This is a genomic window from Burkholderia sp. 9779_493 (assembly GCF_015712215.1).
Lineage (GTDB): Bacteria > Pseudomonadota > Gammaproteobacteria > Burkholderiales > Burkholderiaceae > Burkholderia > Burkholderia cenocepacia.
Genome location: NZ_JACCQA010000005.1, coordinates 67,910 through 83,657, shown reverse-complemented (window position 1 = coordinate 83,657; position 15,748 = coordinate 67,910). Strand labels below are relative to the sequence as shown.

The 15,748-nt window shown below is 65.9% G+C and carries 16 protein-coding genes and 1 tRNA gene; 6 read left to right on the top strand and 11 right to left on the bottom strand.

Annotation, left to right across the window (positions count from 1 at the left end; genetic code table 11):
* Window positions 1–71 precede the first annotated feature (71 nt).
* Together H0X95_RS06575 and H0X95_RS06570 are read left to right on the top strand one after the other, a co-directional pair.
* On the top strand, window positions 72–395 hold the full coding sequence (locus H0X95_RS06575; RefSeq protein WP_084750117.1) for a DUF2288 domain-containing protein: 324 nt from the start codon (window positions 72–74) through the stop codon (window positions 393–395).
* Between the two features lie 10 nt (window positions 396–405).
* A complete protein-coding gene (locus H0X95_RS06570; RefSeq protein WP_080331317.1) occupies window positions 406–1,785 on the top strand; it encodes an MATE family efflux transporter in 1,380 nt (459 codons plus the stop codon).
* A 19-nt stretch (window positions 1,786–1,804) separates the two neighbouring features.
* Here H0X95_RS06570 and H0X95_RS06565 read toward each other — a convergent pair whose 3' ends face one another.
* Window positions 1,805–1,987: a hypothetical protein gene (locus H0X95_RS06565; protein ID WP_006490588.1), complete on the bottom strand. Its 183-nt coding sequence runs from the start codon at window positions 1,985–1,987 to the stop codon at window positions 1,805–1,807.
* A 136-nt stretch (window positions 1,988–2,123) separates the two neighbouring features.
* Between H0X95_RS06565 and H0X95_RS06560 the strand changes: the two genes are divergently transcribed.
* Window positions 2,124–2,294, top strand: a complete 171-nt coding sequence (locus H0X95_RS06560; protein WP_006476323.1) for a hypothetical protein — start codon at window positions 2,124–2,126, stop codon at window positions 2,292–2,294.
* 207 nt (window positions 2,295–2,501) lie between these two features.
* On the opposite strand, the gene H0X95_RS06555 is transcribed toward H0X95_RS06560, so the two are convergent.
* A complete protein-coding gene (locus tag H0X95_RS06555; protein WP_006490555.1) occupies window positions 2,502–3,308 on the bottom strand; it encodes a GNAT family N-acetyltransferase in 807 nt (268 codons plus the stop codon).
* A gap of 171 nt (window positions 3,309–3,479) precedes the next feature.
* Window positions 3,480–3,941 carry a phosphohistidine phosphatase SixA gene (gene sixA, locus H0X95_RS06550; protein WP_062910843.1) on the bottom strand — a complete coding sequence of 154 codons (462 nt, stop codon included), beginning with the start codon at window positions 3,939–3,941 and terminating at the stop codon, window positions 3,480–3,482.
* A 161-nt stretch (window positions 3,942–4,102) separates the two neighbouring features.
* Between sixA and H0X95_RS06545 the strand changes: the two genes are divergently transcribed.
* Both H0X95_RS06545 and H0X95_RS06540 read left to right on the top strand, forming a co-directional pair.
* Window positions 4,103–4,179, top strand: a tRNA-Pro gene (locus H0X95_RS06545).
* Between the two features lie 217 nt (window positions 4,180–4,396).
* Complete coding sequence (locus H0X95_RS06540) at window positions 4,397–4,837, top strand: hypothetical protein (protein ID WP_034200760.1); 441 nt, start codon at window positions 4,397–4,399, stop codon at window positions 4,835–4,837.
* 106 nt (window positions 4,838–4,943) lie between these two features.
* Here H0X95_RS06540 and ppx read toward each other — a convergent pair whose 3' ends face one another.
* The gene (ppx, locus tag H0X95_RS06535) at window positions 4,944–6,458 is read right to left on the bottom strand and encodes an exopolyphosphatase (protein ID WP_006490522.1); all 1,515 of its coding nucleotides are present in this window, start codon (window positions 6,456–6,458) and stop codon (window positions 4,944–4,946) included.
* 279 nt (window positions 6,459–6,737) lie between these two features.
* Here ppx and ppk1 point away from each other — a divergent pair, with 279 nt between their 5' ends.
* Window positions 6,738–8,801 (top strand): polyphosphate kinase 1, encoded by a 2,064-nt coding sequence (gene ppk1, locus H0X95_RS06530; protein ID WP_006490552.1) that lies wholly within the window; start codon window positions 6,738–6,740, stop codon window positions 8,799–8,801.
* An 87-nt stretch (window positions 8,802–8,888) separates the two neighbouring features.
* Here the strand turns inward: ppk1 and phoR are convergent, their stop codons facing one another.
* From phoR to pstS, 7 genes are all read right to left on the bottom strand, one after another.
* Complete coding sequence (gene phoR / locus H0X95_RS06525) at window positions 8,889–10,208, bottom strand: phosphate regulon sensor histidine kinase PhoR (protein WP_006490622.1); 1,320 nt, start codon at window positions 10,206–10,208, stop codon at window positions 8,889–8,891.
* 57 nt (window positions 10,209–10,265) lie between these two features.
* On the bottom strand, window positions 10,266–10,967 hold the full coding sequence (gene phoB, locus H0X95_RS06520; RefSeq protein WP_006750313.1) for a phosphate regulon transcriptional regulator PhoB: 702 nt from the start codon (window positions 10,965–10,967) through the stop codon (window positions 10,266–10,268).
* A 31-nt stretch (window positions 10,968–10,998) separates the two neighbouring features.
* Entirely contained in the window at window positions 10,999–11,703 is a 705-nt protein-coding gene (gene phoU, locus H0X95_RS06515) for a phosphate signaling complex protein PhoU (RefSeq protein WP_006490618.1), read from the bottom strand.
* Between the two features lie 18 nt (window positions 11,704–11,721).
* Window positions 11,722–12,570: a phosphate ABC transporter ATP-binding protein PstB gene (gene pstB, locus H0X95_RS06510; RefSeq protein ID WP_006490515.1), complete on the bottom strand. Its 849-nt coding sequence runs from the start codon at window positions 12,568–12,570 to the stop codon at window positions 11,722–11,724.
* A 15-nt stretch (window positions 12,571–12,585) separates the two neighbouring features.
* Window positions 12,586–13,479 carry a phosphate ABC transporter permease PstA gene (gene pstA, locus H0X95_RS06505; protein ID WP_034178403.1) on the bottom strand — a complete coding sequence of 298 codons (894 nt, stop codon included), beginning with the start codon at window positions 13,477–13,479 and terminating at the stop codon, window positions 12,586–12,588.
* A complete protein-coding gene (gene pstC / locus H0X95_RS06500; protein ID WP_006490596.1) occupies window positions 13,476–14,462 on the bottom strand; it encodes a phosphate ABC transporter permease PstC in 987 nt (328 codons plus the stop codon). Before pstC ends, pstA begins: the two co-directional genes overlap by 4 nt.
* A gap of 94 nt (window positions 14,463–14,556) precedes the next feature.
* Window positions 14,557–15,591: a phosphate ABC transporter substrate-binding protein PstS gene (pstS, locus tag H0X95_RS06495; protein ID WP_006490565.1), complete on the bottom strand. Its 1,035-nt coding sequence runs from the start codon at window positions 15,589–15,591 to the stop codon at window positions 14,557–14,559.
* Window positions 15,592–15,748 lie beyond the last annotated feature (157 nt).

The window sequence follows — 15,748 nt, the reverse complement described above, 5'->3', positions numbered from 1 at the left end:
CGCACTGTCCCCGCTCGGCCCGCCCGGCCGGATGGTTTATAGTGGCGCCACGCAGTCTTTCCAAGAAACCGATGTCCTCTGATCAACACGCCGCCGCGGGCGCGTCGCACAGCCCGCTCTACGCCAAACTCCTCGGCGAAACCGCCAAGATCGACTGGTGCGATCTCGAGCGCTTCTTCGCGCAGGGCAAGCTGCTGTCCGTTGCGCGCGACCTCGATCTCGTCAGCGTCGCGGAAGCGGTCGCCAGCGACGACACCGAACAGGTCACGCGCTGGCTGTCGTCCGGCCTCGTCGCGCCCATGCCGGCCGAGACCGCCGCCGACTACGCGGCGCGCAATCCGGAGCTGTGGGCGGTCGTCGTCTCGCCGTGGGTCTGCGTGCAGGAACGCGCCTGACGCGTCCACCATGTCCGAATCCGCCTTACCGCACGGGGCCGGTAGCGCGTCGGCCGCCGTCACGCATCGGCGCGTCCTCGCGCTCGCGTTCCCGATCGTCCTCGCGAACCTGACGCAACCGATCCTCGGCGCCGTCGACACGGCCGTCGCCGGCCACCTCGACGGCGCGCAATATCTCGGCGGCGTCGCGCTCGGCGGGCTGTTCTTCAATTTCGTGTTCTGGGGCTTCGGCTTCCTGCGGATGGGGACGACCGGCCTCGTCGCGCAGGCGCATGGCGCCGGCGACGCCGCCGGGATCCGCCTGAACCTGCTGCGCGCGCTGATCGTCGCATTCGCGCTCGGCGCCGCGGTGCTTGCGCTGCAGGTGCCGCTGCTGTCGTTCGCGCTGTCCGCGCTCGGCGGCAGCGAGGCCGTCCGCGCGACGGCGCTCGGGTACAGCCACGCACGGATCTGGAGCGCCCCGTTCGCGCTCGCGAACTACGTGGTGCTCGGCTACCTGCTCGGCATGCAGCGCGTCCGACTCGCGCTCGTCGCGCAGGTGTTCATCAATGCGGTGAACATCGGTGCCGTGCTGCTCTATGTGTATGGTTTCGGCTGGGGGATCGCCGGCATCGGCGCCGCGACCGCCACCGCGGACGCGTGCGGCTTCGCGCTCGGTGCATGGATGCTGTGGCGGCTGCGGCCGCGCGGCCTCGCACCGCTCGCGGTACGCGCGCTTGCCGACCGTGCGGCGCTCAAGCGGCTGATCGCGCTCAATCGCGACATCTTCCTGCGCACGCTGTGCCTGCTCGGCGCCTTCGGATGGTTCGCGCATCTCGGCGCACAACAAGGCGACGCGACGCTCGCCGCGAATGCGCTCTTGCTGAATTTCCAGACCTTCATGGCGTACGGCCTCGACGGCTTCGCGCATGCGGCCGAGGCGCTCGTCGGCGCGGCGGCCGGCGCGCGCGATCGCCGCGCATTCCGGCAAGCCGTGCGCGTCACGCTGTTCTGGTCGGCACTCGGCGCGCTGCTGTTCGCGCTCGTTTATTGGGCCGCAGGCGGCTGGATCGTCGCGCGCCTGACCGATCAGGCCGAGATCCGCGCCGTCGCACTGCGCTACCTGCCGTGGGCCGCGATCTCGCCGATCGTGTCGGTCTGGGGTTTCCTGCTCGACGGCGTGTTCATCGGCGCCACGCAGACGCAATCGCTGATGCGCGCGATGGTCGCGTCGTTGTCGATCTTCGTCGCGGCCACGCTCGCCGCCGTCGGCACGTTCGGCAATCACGGCCTGTGGTTCGCGCTGCTGCTGTTCATGGCGGCGCGCGGCGCGACGCTCGCGCGCTATCTGCCGGCGCTGTTGCGGCGAGTCGGCGCCGACCCGCAGGCCACATCGGCAGCCCGCGCGTGACAGCGGCCCCGGCCGACCGTTACTGCGACTGCACGGGTTTCGGCGACGGCGCGTCGAGCATCGACGGCGGCGTCATGTCGGTCGGCACGCCGTGATAGTCGGCCGGATCTTCCGGCGGGTGGCCGCGGCGCGCTTGACGGGGATCGCTGCTGCAAGCGGCAAGGAGGGATGCGGCCAGCACGGCCAGCACGAAACGAGTCATCAGGTAGGGCTCCGGAAAACGGCGCGCCGAACGCACGCCGAGACCGCGCCGAGTCTAGCGGAAATCGGGTTTCGGGGTTGCGCCGCGCATGTCCTACTATGTACGCATGGCGCTGTGCCGTTGAAAGGAGGCTGCCATGTCGTCTGAAGAAATTGCGGGCCTGATCGGCCTGTTCATCGGTCTGATGGTGCTCGTCGCGCTGTCGTACTTCGAGTCGCGCGAATACAAGCGCAGCCATGAAGGCGAAGGGATGATCCACCACTGGATGGCGGAACACCACCTGCTCGACTGGCGGCGCAAGCACTGAGCGCGTCGCTGCCGTCCGGCCCGTCCCCGGGGCCGGCGCGAACGTGCCGCTCGGCGGCACGGTGATCGCCGCATGTCGCCGAAATTATCGGGGCCCGATACACACACATCGACCGGATACACGAACGCCGTCGCGTGACGTCTGCCACGCGACGGCGTTCGCTTGCGCGCAGCGCGCCCTCAGAGGGCGCGATGCGATTCGGACCGCTCAGCCCAGGAAGTGGCGGGCGTAGCGCGCGTTGATGTCCGACAGGCGGAACAGCGTCAGGAAATCCGCGCAGTTGAAGTCGGGATCCCAGGCCGGTGCGCCGCAAATCTTCGCGCCAAGACGCAGATAACCCTTGATCAGCGGCGGCGGCGCAACGACGGTGCCCGTCTGCAGTTCGTCGACCGGCAGGGCCGTGTGCGGGAACGCGCGATACTCGGGCGCAGTCAGTGAGCCGGCCGACAGCGACTGGTACAGGTTCGCCGCGTAGTGGCCGCCGTCGGCCATCGACACGCTCGCGCAGCCGAGCATCGTCTCGTAGCCGTTCTGCATCATGTACGCGCCCAGCCCGCCCCACAGCGCCATGATGACGGCGCCGCTGCGATAGTCGCTGTGCACGCACGAGCGGCCGACCTCGACCATCTTGCCGCGCAGGTGCGTGAGGCGCGACAGGTCGAATTCGCCTTCGGCGTACAGGCGGCCGACCCGCGCCGCCTGGTGCGGCGGCAGCACGCGGTACGTGCCGACGACTTTCAGCGTGTCGAGATCGCGGACCAGCAGGTGGTCGCAATACGCGTCGAACGGATCGACGTCGAGACCGGACGGGCCGCTGACCTGCGCGCCCATCTCTTCGGCGAACACGCTGAAGCGCAGGCGCTGGGCTTCGCGCAATTCGTCTTCCGTGCGCGCCCATGCGGCGCGCAGGCGATACTCGGATGTGACGGTTTCACTGGCGCGCGGCAGGTGGCGCCGCGACGTGTCGAGGGGCAGCGAGGCAAAGGGGAGCGTAGGCGTCGGCAGTTCTCGCATTAGGCTTTCCTGATCGTAAGGAATAGGACGACATGCCCGCCAATGTAGTAATCGGCCGTGACCGTTATGTGGCACGACCGTGTCCTTTCAATGACGTGTCGCCGAATTGACTTTAGCAGAAAGCTTGCGAAACCGTATGATCAATCCCTTCAAACCTATTCAGACGGGGCTTTACACCAGTTCGGGCGTCAGTACCGCCCGCAGCACGGCCTGCCGGTTGCCGTCGCGCGTGCGGCTCGCCAGCCACACGATTCCGCCCTTCTTGACGCTCCAGCTGTCGTCGCTGCCGGCGACCAGCTGCGCGGCGACGCTGCCGAGCGTCGGCTGGTGGCCGACGATCACGACCGTCGGCGCGATGCCTTCCGGCCAGCCGGCCGCCGTCAGCACGTCGTCGACGCCGCCGCCCGGCGCGAGCGCGTCGACGGTCCGGTACTGGTCGGTCAGCGCCTCCACGGTCTGCACGGTGCGCGCCGCCGGGCTCGCGAGAATCACGGTATTCGTCTCGAGCCGCCCGCGCAGCCATTTGGCCATCGCCTGCGCGTCCTTGCGGCCGCGCACGGTCAACTGGCGCGCGAGATCGCTCGTTGCGTAATCTTCGGCTTCGGCGTGACGCCACAGGATCAGGTTCATCATGATGTTCTCCTTGCTTCGGCGAGCGCCCGCGCGCGCATGCGTACGGGCCGGCCGATCGTCCCGTGAATTGTCGCAAATCGCGGACCGCTCGCCGCCGCGGCATTTACCCGCATATCGTGATTGACCGAATCGGCCATTCGACGTTATTATCTTTGGCTCGTCGGAGCGTAGCGCAGCCTGGTAGCGCATCTGATTTGGGATCAGAGGGTCGAAGGTTCGAATCCTTTCGCTCCGACCACAGGAATCAAGGGGTTACGGTTGAACACCGTAGCCCCTTTTCCGTTTACGGGCGCTTTTTACCGGCCCTGGAATCGCCTACCCATTTCCCGCAGCGCGCGGCGGCCCGGGTACGGGCCCGCCACCACGTCGATGCGCCCGCGCATCCGCCGTCAAGCCCGCGCACGAAACTTGCTGGAACACGCGATAATACGTGTGAAACAACCCGGCAACCGCGCATGAAAAACAACGTTCTCAAGCCAGCCCTCTGCGCGTCGCTGCTCATGCTCGCGACCACCGCCGCCGGCACCGCGTCGGCGAAAGCGCTCGACGACGCGCTCGACTGCCATTCGACCGGCCACAAGTTCGTCGCACCGTTGCTCGCCGCCGGCGACATCCAGTCGGAGCCGATGCACGTCGAATCGAACTCGGTCAATGCGTTCCGCACGAACCACCCGCTGACGGCCTACGGCTTCGGCGTCTATGTCGTGCTCGGCTACCAGGCGAACGACCCGATCTTCCGTCCGGGCGACGGCACGCCGATCGGCGACTGGGCCTACGGCGTCGTCGTACGCGGCACGAAGGGCTCGGTCGAGGAAGCCGTGCGCAAGGCCGGCAGCGACGCCACCGTCAAGCAGGCATTCCCGTTCCTGACCGCGATCGTCTGCTCGTCGGACTGAGCGGGCCGCCAGCACGAGCGTGCGGCCGCGCCGAACGGATGGCGCAGCATACCGCCCACCCGGCTCGTGGCATCCCGAAACACCTTCCGGGCCCGCTATCGCCCCGTCACGCGCCGGTATACACCACGCGATACGGGATACCGACCTTCTCCCACTCCGCCGCCTCCTGGCTGAGGCTGTAGTCGGTCAACGGGTTCTGCTCGACCCACGCGTTCGGCAGGCGCACCTCATAACCGCCCTTCTTCATCTGCGAGACGGAAATATCGGGGAGCCCCGCATCGGTCCGGCGCCGGCACAGCAGCGCCGCGAGCCGCAGGCAGAACAGCAGCGGCCACTCGACCTCACGCGACTGCGACAGCTTGCCGAGCTTGCCCGCATGGCCGAGCACGAGCGCGGCGAGCCGGGCCTGGTCGGTGCGCGAAAAACCCGGCATGTCCGCATTGCTCGCGATATAGGCCGAATGCTTGTGATACGCGCTGTGCGAGATCGACAGGCCGATCTCGTGCAACGCAGCCGCCCAGCCGAGGAACATCCGCCCTTCCTCGCGCGCTTCCTCGTCGTCTTCCTCGAGCTCGTCGTAGAAACGCGCCGCGAGCGCCCCGATCCGCTCGGCCTGCGCGCGATCGACGCCGTAGCGGCGCGTGAAACCCTCGACGGTCACCGCACGCATGTCCTCGTGCTGCGTCCGGCCGAGCAGGTCGTACAGCACGCCGAGGCGCAGCGCGCCGTCGGTCGTGTCGACGTAGTCGACGCCGAGTTCCTCGAACACCGCCAGCATGATCGCTAGGCCACCCGCGAGCACCGGCACGCGGTCGGGCTTCAGCGCGATCAGCTTCAGCCGGTTGACGTTCTCCGACTTGATCAGCGCGCGCTTCAGCCGCTCGAGCCCGCCGCGCGAAATGCCGTGCGTGATGCCCGGATCGTTGAAGCCGTTCGCCTCGACGAGTTCCGCGAGCGCGCGCGCGGTGCCGGACGAGCCGATCGCCTGGTCCCAGCCGGCCTTCTTGTACTCGCTCGAAATAATCTGGATCTCGCGCTTGGCCGCGAGTTCGGCCTGCCGCATCGTGTACTCGTCGACGTTGCCGGCCGGGAAGAACGTGCGGCTATGGCTCACGCAGCCGATATAGAGGCTCTCCATCACGATCGGCGTGTAGTGCGAGCCGATGATGAATTCGGTCGAGCCGCCGCCGATGTCGACGACGAGCCGCTTGCCGGCGCTCGCCGGCACCGAGTGCGCGGCGCCCGCATAGATGAGGCGCGCCTCTTCGCGGCCCGCGATCACTTCGATCGGGAACCCGAGCGCCGCCTCGGCCTCGCCGAGAAATTCCGCGGCGTTCTTCGCGACACGCAGCGTGTTGGTCGCCACCGCGCGCACATGATCGGGATGAAAATCGCGCAGGCGCTCGCCGAACCGCTTGAGCGCCTCCCAGCCACGCTCCTGCGACGCGCGGTCGAGCATCTTGTCGCTCGACAGGCCCGCGGCCAGCCGGACCGGCTCGCGCAGCGCGTCGACCGGATAGATCTGGCTGCCTGCCGGCGTTTCCTCGACGCGCCCGACGATCAGCCGGAAGCTGTTCGAGCCGAGATCCACGGCAGCCAGCAAGTGGGGAGTTGTAACCATCAGAAGGGGGCTCCGTGCGCGTTCTTCCGCGGCAGCCGTTCCGGCAACCGAGGGCGATCAATCAAAGGCGACATTTTAAGCGTGGAACGCTTGCCGTTGCCACGCTTCACGGGCATGCACACTGCTCGATTCCATATAGCCGAAACATTTATGCGACGAAAGGGTTACGGCGTAGAATTTCCCGATATAAAACCATTATTGTCATCAGCACGTCATCGTACCGTGAGAGTTTCCGAGCGTCCTTTCGAATCATCGCCTGAATTACCCCCTACTCTGCCGATGTCCGTCCGTTACCCGCTTCTCAATCGTGAACTCGGCATCCTCGGTTTCAACGAGCGCGTGCTGGCCCAGGCGGCCGATCCGCAAGTCCCGTTGCTCGAGCGCCTGCGCTTCATCTGCATCACCAGCAGCAACCTCGACGAATTCTTCGAAGTCCGGATGGCCGGCCTGCAGGAGCAGATCCGCGACAACCCCGGCGCGCTGACGCCCGACGGCATGTCGTTACAGCACGCTTACGATCTCGTCGTCGAACGCGCGCAGCGGCTCGTCCATCGACAGTACACGATGCTGCACGAAACCGTGCTGCCCGCGCTCGAACAGGAAGGCATCTACTTCCACGCGAGCGACACGTGGAACGACGAGCAGCTCGAATGGGCGCGACACTACTTCCTCGACGAGCTGCTGCCCGTGCTGACGCCGATCGGCCTCGATCCGGCGCACCCGTTCCCGCGCGTGCTGAACAAGAGCCTGAACTTCGTCGTCGAGCTCGAAGGCCGCGACGCGTTCGGCCGCCAGGCCGTGATGGGCATCGTGCAGGCGCCGCGCGCGCTGCCGCGCGTGGTGCGCATGCCGCACGCGCTGTCGGGTTTCGAGCACGGCTTCGTGCTGCTGAGCTCGTTCATGCAGCGCTTCGTCGGCGAACTGTTCCCGCAACTCGTCGTGAAGAGCTGCAACCAGTTCCGCATCACGCGCAACAGCGAGCTGTTCGTCGACGAAGACGAAATCACCAACCTGCGTGTCGCGCTGCAGGGCGAGCTGCCCGCGCGCCACCTCGGCAACGCGGTACGCCTCGAAGTATCGGCGGACACGCCGCTGCACATCGTGCGACGCCTGCTCGAGGAAAGCGAACTCGGCGACAAGGACTGCTATCGCGTGGCCGGGTCCGTGAACCTCGTGCGCCTGATGCAGATTCCCGATCTCGTCGATCGACCCGACCTGAAGTTCACGCCGTTCACCGCGTCGACTCCCGCGGCAATCGCCAACGCGCCGACGATGTTCGATGCGATCGACGCCGGCGACCTCCTGCTGCACCACCCGTACGAGAGCTTCCAGCCGGTGCTCGAGCTGCTGCAGCAGGCCGCGAAGGATCCGAGCGTCGTCGCGATCAAGCAGACGATCTACCGCACCGGCACCGACTCGCCGCTGATGGACGCGCTGATGGAAGCCGCGCGCAACGGCAAGGAAGTGACCGTCGTCGTCGAGCTGCTCGCGCGCTTCGACGAGGAAACCAACATCAACTGGGCGTCGCAGCTCGAAGCCGTCGGCGCGCATGTCGTGTACGGCGTGGTCGGCCACAAGTGCCACGCGAAGATGATGCTGATCGTGCGGCGCGTCGTGCAGGCCGGCAAGGCATCGCTGCGCCGCTACGTGCACCTCGGCACCGGCAACTACCATCCGCGCACCGCGCGCCTCTACACCGACTTCGGGCTGATGACGGCTGACCAGAAGATCTGCGAGGACGTTCATCACGTGTTCCAGCAACTGACCGGCATCGGCGGCGAACTGACGCTGCACGAGCTGTGGCAGTCGCCGTTCACGCTGCATCCGCGCATCATCGATTCGATTCGCGCGGAGATCGACAACGCGCAGGCCGGCAAGCGCGCGCGCATCGTCGCGAAAATGAACGCGCTGCTCGAGCCATCGGTGATCGCTGCGTTGTACGAAGCGTCGCAGGCCGGCGTCAAGGTCGACCTGATCGTGCGCGGCGTCTGCGCGCTGAAGCCCGGCGTGCCGGGGCTGTCGGAAAACATCACGGTGCGCTCGATCGTCGGCCGCTTCCTCGAACACCACCGGATCTACTATTTCCACGCAGGCGGCGCCGAGGACGTCTACCTGTCGAGTGCCGACTGGATGGACCGCAACCTGTTCCGCCGCGTCGAAGTCGCGTTCCCGATCCGCGATCGCAAGCTCAAGCGGCGCGTGATCGCCGAGGGGCTGTCGGTGTGCCTCGGCGACAACCAGTCGGCATGGCAGATGCACAGCGACGGCCACTATCGCCGGCGCCGCGCGGGCAAGACGATTCGCAACGCGCAACTCGGGCTGCTCGCGAAGTTCTGTTCGTGAGCCGTCGGTGCGATGCGGGCGACGTACCGCATCGCCATGAAAAAAGCAGCCCGCGGGCTGCTTTTTTAACGCCGGAACGCGACGCGATCATGCTTCGTAGGCGGCCGGCCGGATCGCGATGATGCGCGAGCCCGGGAACCGCGCGGTGAACGTACTGCCGCGCCCTTCCTCGCTCTGCACGTACAGATGCGCATCGTGCCGCTGCAGCACGTGCTTGACGATCGCGAGGCCGAGGCCCGTGCCGCCCGTGTCGCGCGAACGGCTGCGATCGACGCGGTAGAAGCGTTCGGTGAGCCGCGGCAGGTCGGCGGCCGGAATCCCGAAGCCGCTGTCCGTGACGGAAAACACGCCCTGCGCGCCCTCGCGCCGCCACGACACGACGATCTTGCCGCCGTCCGGCGTATAGCGGATCGCGTTCGTGACGAGATTCGCGAACGCGCTGAACAATTCCGTCTGCGCACCGGTGACACCGAGCGTCTCGTCGATCGAGAACGCGATGTCGTGATGCCCGCTCGACAGCGTCTGCGCATCCTCCTTCAGATGGTCGAACACCGCACGCATGTCGATCGCGTGATCGACCGGCGGCTTGCTCTCGCCTTCCAGCTTCGCGAGCACCAGCAGGTCGGTCACGATGTGCCGCATCCGCGACGCCTGCTGCTCCATCATGTCGAGATAGCGCGCGCGGTCCTCCTCGTTCAGCGGCAGCTCGCGCATCGTCTCCAGGAAGCCCGACAGCACGGTGAGCGGCGTCTTCAGCTCGTGCGACACATTCGCGACGAAGTCACGCCGCATCGCGTCGGTACGCTCGAGCTCGGTGATGTCCTGCGTGAGCAGCAGCTTGCGGTTCTCGCCGTACGGAAACACCTGCACGGCCAGCACGTTCTGCCGCGAGTCGCCCATGCCGCGCATCAACAGCGTCTCGTCGTAATGCTGCGCGTTCAGGTAGCGGACGAAATCGGGATGGCGCACCAGGTTCGTGATGTGCTGGCGCAGGTCGCGCTTCGCATCGAGGCCGAAATGGACTTCGGCGATCGCGTTGCACCACTCGATCTGGTCGTGGTCGTCGAGCATCGCGACGCCGTTCGGCGACGCCTGGATCGCCTGGATGAAGCGCGAATGCTGCTGTTCGACCTGCCGCACCTGCGCATGCCACTGTTTCGCGAGCTTGTGCAGCCGGTAGTAGATCTCGCCCCAGATGCCCGGCGCGCTCGGCACTTCGCCGTAGACCGGCGCATCGAGCAGGCGCCACAGACGCTGCGTATGGAAGGTGCTGAAAAAGCCCTGCGCGACCAGCATCACGACCACGAACACGAGGCCCGCGGTCGGGCCGGCGAAGACGCCGACCAATACGCCGATCAGCACGAGCAGCACGAGCGACACCAGGAAGCGCGCCCAGATGATGTTCATGATTCAGCGTCCGAAAGAAGGAACGGCATGCCGCGGCACACGGCATGCCCGGATACGTTACGCGTGCTTGGCGAGGCGGTAGCCGCTGCCGCGCACGGTTTCGATCATCGCATCGCAGCCGGCCGGTTTCAAGGCCGCGCGCAATCGTTTGATGTGCACGTCGACGGTACGCTCCTCGACGAACACGTGGTCGCCCCACACCTGGTCGAGCAGTTGCGTGCGGCTGTGCACGCGCTCCGGATGCGTCATGAAGAAATGCAGCAGGCGGAACTCGGTCGGGCCGAGATCGAGCTTGATCTCGCTGCCGTCGCCGTGCGCGGCGACGCGATGCGTGGCCGGGTCGAGGCGCAGCCCGTTGATCGACACGACGTCCTCGGTCAGCTGCGGCGCGCGGCGGCGCAGCACGGCCTTGATCCGCGCCATCAGTTCCTTCGGCGAGAACGGCTTCGTCACGTAGTCGTCCGCACCGATTTCGAGGCCGAGCACCTTGTCCTGCTCGTCGCCGCGGGCGGTGAGCATGATGATCGGGATGTGTTTGGTCCGTTCGTTGTTGCGCAGGTCGCGCGCGAACGCGATGCCGGACTTGCCCGGCAGCATCCAGTCGAGCAGCACGAGATCGGGCAGCACGTCGCTGATCAGGTTCTGCGCCTGTTCGGCGTTGTACGCACGGATCGGGCAGTGACCGGCGTGCTGGAGATTCACCGAGATCAGTTCGGAAATCGCGGGCTCATCTTCAACGACGAGAATGTTGCTGGGCATCGGCACCTCTGTTCTTCCTGTACGGAGTCGATTAACTGTTGGCTTCGCGATCGAGCGTGTCGCGCGGCTGGTGCCGCACGTCGGTGCCCTTCACGATGTAGATGATGAATTCGGCGATGTTCTTCGCGTGGTCGCCGATCCGTTCGATCGCCTTCGCGATGAACAGGTATTCGAGGCCGACCGAGATCGTGCGCGGGTCTTCCTGCATGTACGACACGAGCTTGCGCACGAACGCGCGGAATTCCTGGTCGATTTCCTTGTCGTCCTTGACGATCTGCGCGGCGGCCACCGTATCGAGGCGCGCGAACGCATCGAGCGCGCGGCGCAGGATCGTCACGGCCATCTCGCCCGACACCTTGATCTCGGCGATGTTGACCGCGCGCGCGGCCGGCTCGTCGATCAGGCGGCGCACGCGCTTCGCGATCTTCTCCGCTTCGTCGCCGGCACGCTCGAGGTTCGTAATCGTTTTCGAGATCGACATCAAAAGACGCAGGTCACGCGCGGCAGGCTGTCTCCGCGCGATGATGTTGCCGCATTCCTGGTCGATGTCCACTTCCATCGCGTTCAGCGTTTCCTCGGCCGCGATCACCTTCTCGGCGCGCTCGCGATCGAATTCGTTCAGCGCGTGCATCGCGCCGACGATCTGCGACTCCACGAGTCCGCCCATTTCCAGTACTTTCGACGACACGGCATTCAGGTCCGCGTCGAACTGGCTCGACAGATGTTTATCCGACATGACTGTTGTTCTCCGTCATCAGCCGAAGCGGCCGGTGATGTAGTCTTCCGTTTCCTTGCGCACCGGCTTGATGAAGATCTTTTCGGTTTCGCCGAACTCGATCAGCTCGCCCAGGTACATGTAGGCCGTGTAATCCGAGCAGCGTGCGGCCTGCTGCATGTTGTGCGTGACGATCACGACCGTGTAGTCGCTCTTCAGCTCCGCGATCAGCTCCTCGATGCGGCCGGTCGAGATCGGGTCGAGCGCCGAGCACGGCTCGTCGAGCAGCAGCACTTCCGGACGGATCGCGATGCCGCGCGCGATGCACAGACGCTGCTGCTGGCCGCCCGACAGCCCGTAGCCGCTCTGGCCCAGCTTGTCCTTCACTTCGTTCCACAGCGCGGCCTTCGTGAGCGCCCACTCGACGCGGTCGTCCATTTCCGAGCGCGTGAGCTTTTCGAACATCTTCACGCCGAACGCGATGTTGTCGTAGATCGACATCGGGAACGGGGTCGGCTTCTGGAACACCATGCCGATCCGTGCGCGCAGCAGCGAGATGTCGCGCTTCGTCGTCAGCAGGTTCTCGCCGTCCATCAGGATTTCGCCTTCGGCGCGCTGCTCCGGATAGAGCGCGAACATCTTGTTGAACGTGCGCAGCAGCGTCGACTTGCCGCAGCCCGACGGGCCGATGAACGCCGTCACCTTCCCTTCGGGAATGCGCAGGTTGATGTTCTTCAGCGCGTGGAACTTGTTGTAGAAGAAGTTGAGGTTGTTGACCTCGATCTTCGCGTTCAGCGGCGCGAGCGGACGGCCGTGCGCCGCGTCTTGCGTGCCGGCGGGCGCAGCGGTGCGCTCGACGGGATTCAGGTGGCTTTCTGCCATATTCATCGGATTGCTCCGCCGTTACTTTTTCGAGAAGATCGAGCGCGCCAGGACGTTCAGTCCGAGCACCCCGAGCGTAATCAGGAACACGCCCGCCCATGCGAGCGACTGCCATTCCGCGAACGGGCTCATCGCGAACTTGTAGATCGTGACCGGCAGGTTCGCCATCGGCTGACTCATGTCGACCGAGAAGAACTGGTTCGACAGCGCGGTGAACAGCAGCGGCGCCGTTTCGCCGGCGATCCGCGCGACCGCGAGCAGCACGCCCGTCACGATCCCGCCGACCGACGCGCGCAGCGTGATCTTCAGCACCATGCGCCACTTCGGCGTGCCGAGCGCGACGGCCGCTTCGCGCAGCGCGTTCGGCACGAGCTTGAGCATGTTCTCGGTCGTGCGGATCACGATCGGAATCTGCAGCAGCGCGAGCGCGATCACGCCGGCCCAGCCCGAGAAACGCCCCGACTTCGCGACGACGATCGCGTACACGAACAGGCCGATGACGATCGACGGCGCCGACAGCAGGATGTCGTTGATGAAGCGGATCGTGCTGGCGAGCAGGTTCTTCTGGCCGTATTCGGCGAGATAGACGCCCGCGAGGATGCCGATCGGCGTGCCGACCAGCGTGCCGAAGCCGCACAGCAGCAGGCTGCCGACGATCGCGTTCGCGAGACCGCCGCCTTCCGTGTTCGGGGCCGGCGTCGACTCGGTGAACAGTTGCAGCGACAGGCCGCCGACGCCGAGGTGCACGGTCGTGTAGAGAATCCACACGAGCCACAGCAGGCCGAAAGCCATCGCGCCGAGCGACGCGGTGAGCGCGATCGCGTTGACGACCTTGCGCTGGCGCTGCAGACGATTGCGCATCGCGTCGAGCACGGCGCCGTCCGGCCCCGGGAAATTCATGATGGGCTCGCTCATTTCTTGCCCTCTCCCTTCTCGAGACGAAGCAGCAGCAGTTTGGAGATGGACAGCACGATGAACGTGATCACGAACAGGATCAGGCCAAGCTCCATCAGCGCCGACGTATGCAGGCCCGGCTGCGCTTCCGCGAATTCGTTCGCGAGCGCCGACGTGATGCTGTTGCCCGGCGCGAACAGCGACACGCTGTCGAGCAGGTTCGTGTTGCCGATCACGAACGTCACGGCCATCGTTTCGCCGAGCGCGCGGCCGAGGCCGAGCATCACGCCGCCGATCACGCCGGTCTTCGTGTAGGGCAGCACGACCTTCCACATCACTTCCCAGGTCGTGCAGCCGATCCCGTATGCCGATTCCTTCAGCAGCACCGGCGTGACTTCGAACACGTCGCGCATCACCGATGCGATGTACGGGATGATCATGATCGCGAGGATCACGCCGGCCGCGAGGATGCCGATGCCGATCGGCGGGCCGGACGTCAGCGGGCCGAGCACCCACACGTCCTTGAACAGGCGGCCGAGCGGCTTCTGGAAGTATTCGGCGAAGATCGGCGCGAACACGAGCAGGCCCCACATGCCATACACGATCGACGGGATCGCGGCGAGCAGCTCGATCGCGATGCCGAGCGGACGGCGCAGCCACACGGGCGCCAGCTCGGTGAGGAACAGTGCGATGCCGAAACTGACCGGCACCGCGATGACGAGTGCAATGATCGACGTCACGATGGTGCCGTAGATCGGCACGAGTGCGCCGTACACATCCGAGTTCGGATCCCACTCGGATTGCCACAGGAAGCCGATGCCGAACTTCTGGATGGTCGGCATCGACGCAATGATCAGGGAAACGATGATCCCGCCCAGCAGCAGCAGGGTCACGATCGCGGCGAGCCGTGCGAGGCCGCCGAACAGGACATCCCCGAGACGGCTCGGCGCGCGCTGCTGCGCACTGTCGGGCGATCGGGAGGACGTGTATGAAATATCAGACATGGGTGCCTGCTTTTGATCGCCGGGCGCCGTGACGCCCGGCTTTACCGCACACACTGCCCGACCGGCACGGCCGGGCAGCGAACCGCTGGATGGCTTACTCGGCGGCGACCGGCTTGCCCGAAGCGTCCGTCACCTTCGTCTTCCACTGCTTGCGGATTTCCGTCTCGACCGTCGCCGGCAGCGAGATGTAGTCGAGGCTGTCGGCAGCCTTCTCGCCGTTCTTGAACGCCCAGCTGAAGAACTTCAGCGTTTCCGCGCCCTGCTCCGGCTTGTCCTGCTTCGCGTGCAGCAGCACGAACGTCGCACCGACGACCGGCCATGCTTCCTTGCCCGGCTGGTTCGTCAGGATCTGGTAGAACGACTTCGACCAGTTCGCGCCGGCTGCCGCGGCCTTGAACGTTTCCGTCTTCGGCTCGACCACCGTGCCCGTCGAATTCTTCAGGGCCGTGTAGGTCATGTTGTTCTTCTTCGCGTACGCCCACTCGACGTAGCCGATCGCACCCGGCAGGCGCTGCACGAAGGCCGCGACGCCGTCGTTGCCCTTGCCGCCCGTGCCCGTCGGCCAGTTGACCGTCGTGCCTTCGCCGATCTTCGACTTCCACTCGTCGTTGACCTTCGACAGGTAGTTCGTCCAGATGAAGCTCGTGCCCGAACCGTCAGCGCGGCGGACCACGGCGATGTCCGTATCCGGCAGCTTGACCTTCGGGTTCAGCGCGGCGATCGCCGGGTCGTTCCACTTCTTGATCTTGCCGAGGTAGATGTCGCCGAGCACCGGGCCCGACAGCGTCAGTTCGCCGGCCTTCACGCCCGGCACGTTGACGACCGGCACCACGCCGCCGACCACCGTCGGGAACTGGAACAGGCCTTCCTTCGCGAGCTCTTCATCCTTCAGCGGTGCGTCCGAACCGGCAAAATCGACCGTCTTCGCGACGATCTGCTTCAGGCCGCCCGACGAGCCGATGCCCTGGTAGTTGACCTTCGAACCGCCGGACTGCTGGTAGTCCGCGGCCCATTTCGTATAGATCGGCATCGCGAACGTGCTGCCTGCGCCCGTGATGTCGGCAGCGTGGGCGGCGACGGCGAAAAGCGCGCCAGCCAGGCCGGCAATCGCGGTTTGCATCAATTTCATGAGACCTCCAGTGTGTGAGCGGATGACTACGGCACCGCGAAGGTTAGGGGCTGCTCATGACGGTAATGTGACAATCGATGAAACTGGCGTGACAGTAACATGACTGGTTGAAAGGGAGTATCGGGTGGCGCGTCGGGGCGCCGCAGCGGCGCTGGCG